General features: G+C 52.0%; 1 protein-coding gene. It reads left to right on the top strand.

The genetic code is table 11. The features are described from left to right. On the top strand, positions 1-396 hold a 396-nt coding region (locus UF05_RS02570), incomplete at both ends, for an alpha/beta hydrolase (protein ID WP_048852120.1).

Here is a 396-nt window from a genome sequence, read left to right as displayed (position 1 = left end):
TGAGTGCCGTTATCGATTATCTCACCACTCTTGACTACGTAGATAACGAACGCATTGGTGCAATGGGGATTTGTGCAGGTGCTGGTTACACCGCGAACGCAGCGATTAATGACCGCCGCATTAAGGCTATCGGTACCGTCAGCATGGTTAATATCGGTCAAATGTTCCGTAATGGTTGGGATAACAGTGTAAAAGACAGCGACGCCATCCCTTACATCGAGGCGGGATCACTCGCCAGAACTTCGGACGCGAGCGGCGCTGAATTTGTCACAATCCCAATGGCGCCGTTAAAAGAAGAAGACGCGCCAAACGAAGAGTTACGCCAAGCGTGGGAGTATTACCACACCGATCGCGCGGCATATTGCACAGCGCCGGGCTTTGCAACTGCACGTAGTT

Origin of the sequence: Vibrio sp. S457-15 (assembly GCF_000960545.1) — a bacterium.
Lineage (GTDB): Bacteria > Pseudomonadota > Gammaproteobacteria > Enterobacterales > Vibrionaceae > Vibrio > Vibrio parahaemolyticus.
This window is presented reverse-complemented; position numbering and strand designations above follow the sequence as displayed.